Here is a 5,775-nt window from a genome sequence, read left to right as displayed (position 1 = left end):
TTTTTCAGGAATGCTTTCTGGTTTTAATTGGTTCATTTGTCCTTCGCTAATTGCGAAAGTACGTTCACCGTCTTCTGTAATTAATGCAAAGCAGCGACCAATTGCGCCATCTACCCCTTGTAAATGGTTCAGATCCATTCTGCTTGATGTATTACATAAATAGCGATAACCGTAACTACCAATCTTAATATCTTGGCTCATTACACCTAACAGTGTAGAACGGTCATCCGCTAGCACTGAATAGTTGTGTAATGTGTTACCAATTGTGCCACCAGCGTATTCATTGGTAATCAGGCACTGCTCTTTTAATTCTTGATACAAAGATTCAGCGGCTGCGTCGCCAATAACCAGTGAATGTCCCTTGCTCAAACCATACTTCTCAATAAGTTCAGAACTCACCTTTGCTTCAATATCCACCAATGTTTGGTCAATACCGATAATATGAGTGCGTGACATTCTTTTACTGCTTTGAGCTTGGCTCACTAGAGGATCACGAGCGTGAACCGGAAAGTAGTGCTTTGATTTACGTTGTCCAGGGAATTTCATAGGGCTAGTCTAAGTCAAGGGGAAATAGGTGGCGGATTCTACCGCGCTATATTTAACGCGGCAATCTTTCAAACTATAGCAAACGTTTGCTGAAGGTTTTTTTTATTCGCCTTCCATAAAGCTTAAATCAGGCAGCATGCCCAAATGCTCTGCGTAACGTTTTTGATTAAACTCCGCGCCGTTTTTCATAACGTCAAATACTTCAATTGCCAGTGCACATGCCATAGCCGCAATTGCTTCTTCACGTGGAGTGCCTGTCATCATTAAACGCATCAACGTCTCTTTCACTTTCACTGGTTCGCCATCTTCAAGCTGGTTCTCGATGATCTCAATCAGCTCTTCTTCTTGCATAAATTCATTTTGTTCAGACATTTTTTTATCTCAGGCCTTGGATTTCGAGCGACTATGCCACATATACTTCTGACATCCTAGCGACTCACCTCGCTCTCATGCGATTCTCTAACAAAGTCAGCGCACTATTTGTGCAAATGAAACTGTGATTCCGGTCTCGGATCTGTCACGGCGTTTCTCTTTCTGTTAGAATCTGCGACCAAGTAATAGTAACGGTGTTTAGACATGTCAGATATCAGCTCTGGAAACAGCGAAAAGAAAGTAATTGTCGGTATGTCCGGCGGTGTAGATTCGTCAGTATCGGCGTATCTTCTTCAGCAACAAGGCTATCAGGTAGAAGGCCTTTTCATGAAAAACTGGGAAGAAGACGATAACGAAGAATACTGCACGGCAGCTGAAGATCTTGCTGATGCTCAAGCGGTATGTGACAAACTAGGTATCCACCTTCACACTATCAACTTTGCTGCAGAATACTGGGACAACGTATTCGAATACTTCCTTGAAGAGTACAAAGCAGGTCGTACACCTAACCCAGATATCCTTTGTAACAAAGAAATCAAATTTAAAGCATTCTTAGAGTTTGCGGATGAAGTGCTAGACGCAGACTACATTGCGATGGGTCACTACGTTCGTCGTACTTTCCCAACTCAAGAAGAGCTTGATGCTGGCGTAAAACCAGAAATGCTACGCGGTCTAGACAGCAACAAAGACCAAAGTTATTTCCTATACACGCTAAGCTCAGATCAAGTGGCACGCAGCCTATTCCCTGTCGGTGAATTAGAGAAGCCAGAAGTGCGACGTATTGCTGAAGAGCAAGACTTGATCACAGCTAAGAAGAAAGATTCAACAGGCATCTGCTTTATCGGTGAGCGCAAGTTCACTGAGTTCCTAGGCAAATACCTACCAGCACAACCGGGTAACATCGAAACACCTGAAGGCCAAGTGATTGGTCAACACCAAGGTTTGATGTACCACACGCTAGGTCAGCGTAAAGGCCTTCATATTGGCGGCACTAAAGGTGGTGGCGGTAACGAAGAACCATGGTTTGTTGGTGAAAAAGACCTTAAGCGTAATGTACTTATCGCAGTACAAGGTAAAGACCACCCTCTTCTGAAATCAGAAGGCTTGATCGCATCTCAACTTCATTGGGTAAATCGCACACCAATTACTGAAGTTATGACATGCACGGTAAAAACACGTTACCGTCAAACAGATATTCCTTGTACAATCATCCCAATTGATGATGAGAACATTAAGGTTATTTTTGATGAGCCACAAATCGCAGTGACCCCAGGTCAATCTGCAGTGTTCTACCAAGGCGAAGTATGTCTTGGTGGTGGTATCATCGAAAAGCGCATCTAATCAATCAAACGACAAACGATAGAAGACAACTAGGAGTTACTACGTGGCTAATACACTTTATGACCGTACTATTGCTTTCGCCGGAATTTGCCAAGCTGTGGCTTTGGTTCAACAAGTAGCGAAAGACGGCCATTGTGATAAAGATGCCTTTGAAGCTTCACTCAGTGCCATTTTAAATACCAACCCATCGAATACCGTGGGCGTATTTGGACGTGAAGCGAACCTAAAGCTTGGCCTTGAGTGCTTAGTAAAAGGTATCGATAGTACTCCAGCTGGTAGCGATATTACGCGCTACATCATCAGCTTGATGGCTCTTGAGCGTAAGCTATCTTCTCGTAACGACTCTATGTCTCAGCTTGGCGATCGCATTCAAACTGCAGAACGCCAAACTGAACATTTTGATCTGTTTGACGAGCAAATGATCAGTAACTTAGCGAGCATCTACCTAGATGTCGTCAGCCCTATCGGCCCTCGCATTCAGGTATCTGGAACACCATCAGTACTTCAACAGACGTCGAGCCAACATAAGGTTCGTGCGCTTCTTCTATCAGGGATTCGAAGCGCTGTGCTTTGGCGCCAGGTTGGTGGTAAACGCCGCCACCTTATCTTCGGTCGTAAGAAGATGATCGAGCAGGCTCAAATCCTACTAGCTCGAATGTAGTTTATTAGCTCGCGCCTCGTCGCGAGCTTGTTTTTTGTATCAACACAACTCTCACGCAAACGATTGCGCAATGTGCGTGACAATTGAGATTGTTACTGGTATAAACCTCTCAAAATTTAGAAAACTCAATTCAGGAGAACACCATGGAACTGTCAGCATTGACTGCTGTTTCACCAGTAGACGGCCGTTACGGAAGTAAGACTATTGCATTACGCAGCATCTTTAGTGAGTTTGGACTACTAAAGTACCGCTCTATCGTTGAAATTCGTTGGTTACAAAAGCTTGCAGCAACTGATGCAATCAAAGAAGTACCAGCGTTCAGTGCAGAAGCTAACCAGTTTCTTGATGAACTAGCCGCTAACTTCAGCGAAGAAGATGCTCTACGTATCAAAGAGATCGAGCGCACGACTAACCACGACGTTAAAGCGGTTGAGTACTTCTTGAAAGAGAAAGTTGCTGGCGTTCCTGAACTTCACGCTGTAAACGAATTTATTCACTTTGCATGTACTTCTGAAGACATCAACAACACCTCTCACGCGCTTATGCTTAAAGAAGCTCGTGACACAGTGATTCTTCCAGAAATCCGTAACGTAATTGATGCTATCAAAGCACTTGCGAACGAGTACCGTGATATTCCATTACTGTCTCGTACACACGGTCAGCCAGCTTCTCCTTCTACTATGGGTAAAGAGATGGCTAACGTTGCGTACCGTATGGAACGTCAATACAAGCAAATCGAAAACGTTGAGATCCTAGCGAAAATCAACGGTGCTGTAGGTAACTACAACGCACACCTTTCTGCATACCCAGAAGTTGAATGGCACCAGTTTAGCGAAGAGTTCATCACTGAATCTCTTGGCGTAACTTGGAACCCGTACACAACTCAAATCGAACCTCACGATTACATCGCTGAGCTATTCGATGCAATTGCTCGTTTCAACACTATCCTTCTAGACTTCGACCGTGACGTTTGGGGCTACATCGCTCTTGGTCACTTCAAGCAGAAGACTATTGCTGGCGAAATCGGTTCTTCGACAATGCCGCATAAAGTTAACCCAATTGACTTCGAAAACTCTGAAGGCAACCTTGGTCTAGCGAACGCAGTATTCAGCCACCTTGCACAAAAACTTCCAGTTTCTCGCTGGCAGCGTGACCTTACTGACTCTACGGTTCTTCGTAACCTAGGTGTGGGTGTTGGCTACGCAATCATTGCATACACTTCGACTCTGAAAGGTATTAGCAAGCTTGAAGTTAACCGCGCTGCGCTACTTGCTGAACTAGACAAGAACTGGGAAGTATTGGCTGAACCAGTACAAACAGTAATGCGTCGTTACGGCATCGAAAAACCATACGAGAAGCTAAAAGAGCTAACTCGTGGTAAACGTGTAGATGGCGAAGGCATGCGTGCATTCATCGATGGTCTTGAGATCCCTGAAGACGAGAAAGTTCGCCTGAAAGAGATGACTCCAGCGAACTACATCGGCCAAGCAATCGAGCTAACTGACAAACTGTAAGGTTCGAATTTCGAATCACAGAATAGACTAAGGCTTCCCATGTGGAAGCCTTTTTGTTGAGCGGAACAAAGTGTATTGAGCACAAGAGACGTCAGCAAAATAATACAAAGCAACCCAGTATCATTACCCTACTCATCTCAATCCGTGCGATATCAACCAATCAATATCGTAATGCTTCATCACCAGTAACCCTCTATCGCCAGACACCTATTCCTCGAATACTTACTGTCTTAGATGCCAAGATCAAAAAAGACCTCCCGAAGGAAGCCTTTCAAATGTATCTTGTCGATTAGCGACTGAAGAATACGTAGCGATTACATGTTACGTAGAGAAGCAATACGCTTGTCTAGCGGCGGGTGGCTCATTAGAAGCTCTGTTAGAGACTTCTTACCGTTGATACCAAATGCCATCATAGAACCTTCTAGTTGTGGCTCATGGCTCACCTTTAGACGCTCTAGCGCTGCAATCATCTTCTCTTTACCAACCAAGTGCGCTGCACCTGCATCAGCATGGAACTCACGGTGGCGGCTGTACCACATCGTAATGAAGCTTGCTAAGAAACCAAATACCAATTCCAACACCATAGACACACCGAAGTACACCATCATGTTGCTGCCACCCTCTTCTTCGTTGTCATTCGACGCAACAATGTTGGCGATGAAACGAGATAGGAAGATAACGAACGTGTTCACTACACCTTGCATTAACGTCATGGTCACCATATCACCGTTCGCGATGTGGCTCACTTCATGCGCTAATACTGCTTCAGCTTCATCACGCGTCATGTTGTGCAGCAGGCCTGTTGATACTGCTACCAATGAATCGTCACGCTTAGCACCTGTCGCGAATGCGTTGATGTCTGGCGAATCGTAGATCGCCACTGTTGGCATACCAATACCAACTTGTTGAGATTGACGGCTTACCGTCTCCATCAACCAATGTTCTGTTTCGTTACGTGGGCTTTCAATGACCATGCCGCCTACCGAGCGTAGCGCCATTTTCTTCGACATCATTAATGAAATGAATGAGCCGCCAAAACCAAATACCGCAGCCATCACCAATAAACCTGAGAGGCTACCGGGTTGCATACCTGTAACTGCGTATACAACATTAAGAACAACACTTAGTACCAATACAACCGCTAGGTTAGTTGCAAGGAACAACATTACTCGCTTCATTACTTATCTCCGCATGAAAGCTGTTTTTATAAAACTTATTGTTATAGACAAGGCAGACAGCAATAGATTCCAACCTTGAAGACTTATACTTACTTATACATATAGTCTTAGATTAAGAAAACAAGGTTAAGCATTAAATTGCAACATTTGATTACGAGACCAT

The 5,775-nt window shown here is 44.3% G+C and carries 5 protein-coding genes and 1 pseudogene; 3 read left to right on the top strand and 3 right to left on the bottom strand.

Going from position 1 to position 5,775, the window contains the following annotated elements; translation table 11 throughout:
- Both AB4517_RS20700 and AB4517_RS20695 read right to left on the bottom strand, forming a co-directional pair.
- A pseudogene (locus AB4517_RS20700) lies at positions 1–546 on the bottom strand (inosine/guanosine kinase); the annotation flags it as partial.
- A gap of 102 nt (positions 547–648) precedes the next feature.
- Complete coding sequence (locus tag AB4517_RS20695; RefSeq protein ID WP_010439986.1) at positions 649–918, bottom strand: hypothetical protein; 270 nt, start codon at positions 916–918, stop codon at positions 649–651.
- Positions 919–1,122: 204 nt separating this feature from the next.
- Between AB4517_RS20695 and mnmA the strand changes: the two genes are divergently transcribed.
- The 3 genes from mnmA (at position 1,123) to purB (ending at position 4,434) form a co-directional block, all read left to right on the top strand.
- Positions 1,123–2,259 (top strand): tRNA 2-thiouridine(34) synthase MnmA, encoded by a 1,137-nt coding sequence (mnmA, locus tag AB4517_RS20690; protein WP_017060260.1) that lies wholly within the window; start codon positions 1,123–1,125, stop codon positions 2,257–2,259.
- Positions 2,260–2,302: 43 nt separating this feature from the next.
- On the top strand, positions 2,303–2,920 hold the full coding sequence (hflD, locus tag AB4517_RS20685; protein WP_017060259.1) for a high frequency lysogenization protein HflD: 618 nt from the start codon (positions 2,303–2,305) through the stop codon (positions 2,918–2,920).
- A 143-nt stretch (positions 2,921–3,063) separates the two neighbouring features.
- Positions 3,064–4,434 carry an adenylosuccinate lyase gene (gene purB / locus AB4517_RS20680; RefSeq protein ID WP_017068077.1) on the top strand — a complete coding sequence of 457 codons (1,371 nt, stop codon included), beginning with the start codon at positions 3,064–3,066 and terminating at the stop codon, positions 4,432–4,434.
- 314 nt (positions 4,435–4,748) lie between these two features.
- Here the strand turns inward: purB and htpX are convergent, their stop codons facing one another.
- On the bottom strand, positions 4,749–5,612 hold the full coding sequence (gene htpX, locus AB4517_RS20675; protein WP_372090168.1) for a protease HtpX: 864 nt from the start codon (positions 5,610–5,612) through the stop codon (positions 4,749–4,751).
- Positions 5,613–5,775 lie beyond the last annotated feature (163 nt).

It is taken from the genome of Vibrio sp. 10N.222.52.C3 (genome assembly GCF_041474195.1).
GTDB lineage: Bacteria > Pseudomonadota > Gammaproteobacteria > Enterobacterales > Vibrionaceae > Vibrio > Vibrio crassostreae_C.
This window is presented reverse-complemented; position numbering and strand designations above follow the sequence as displayed.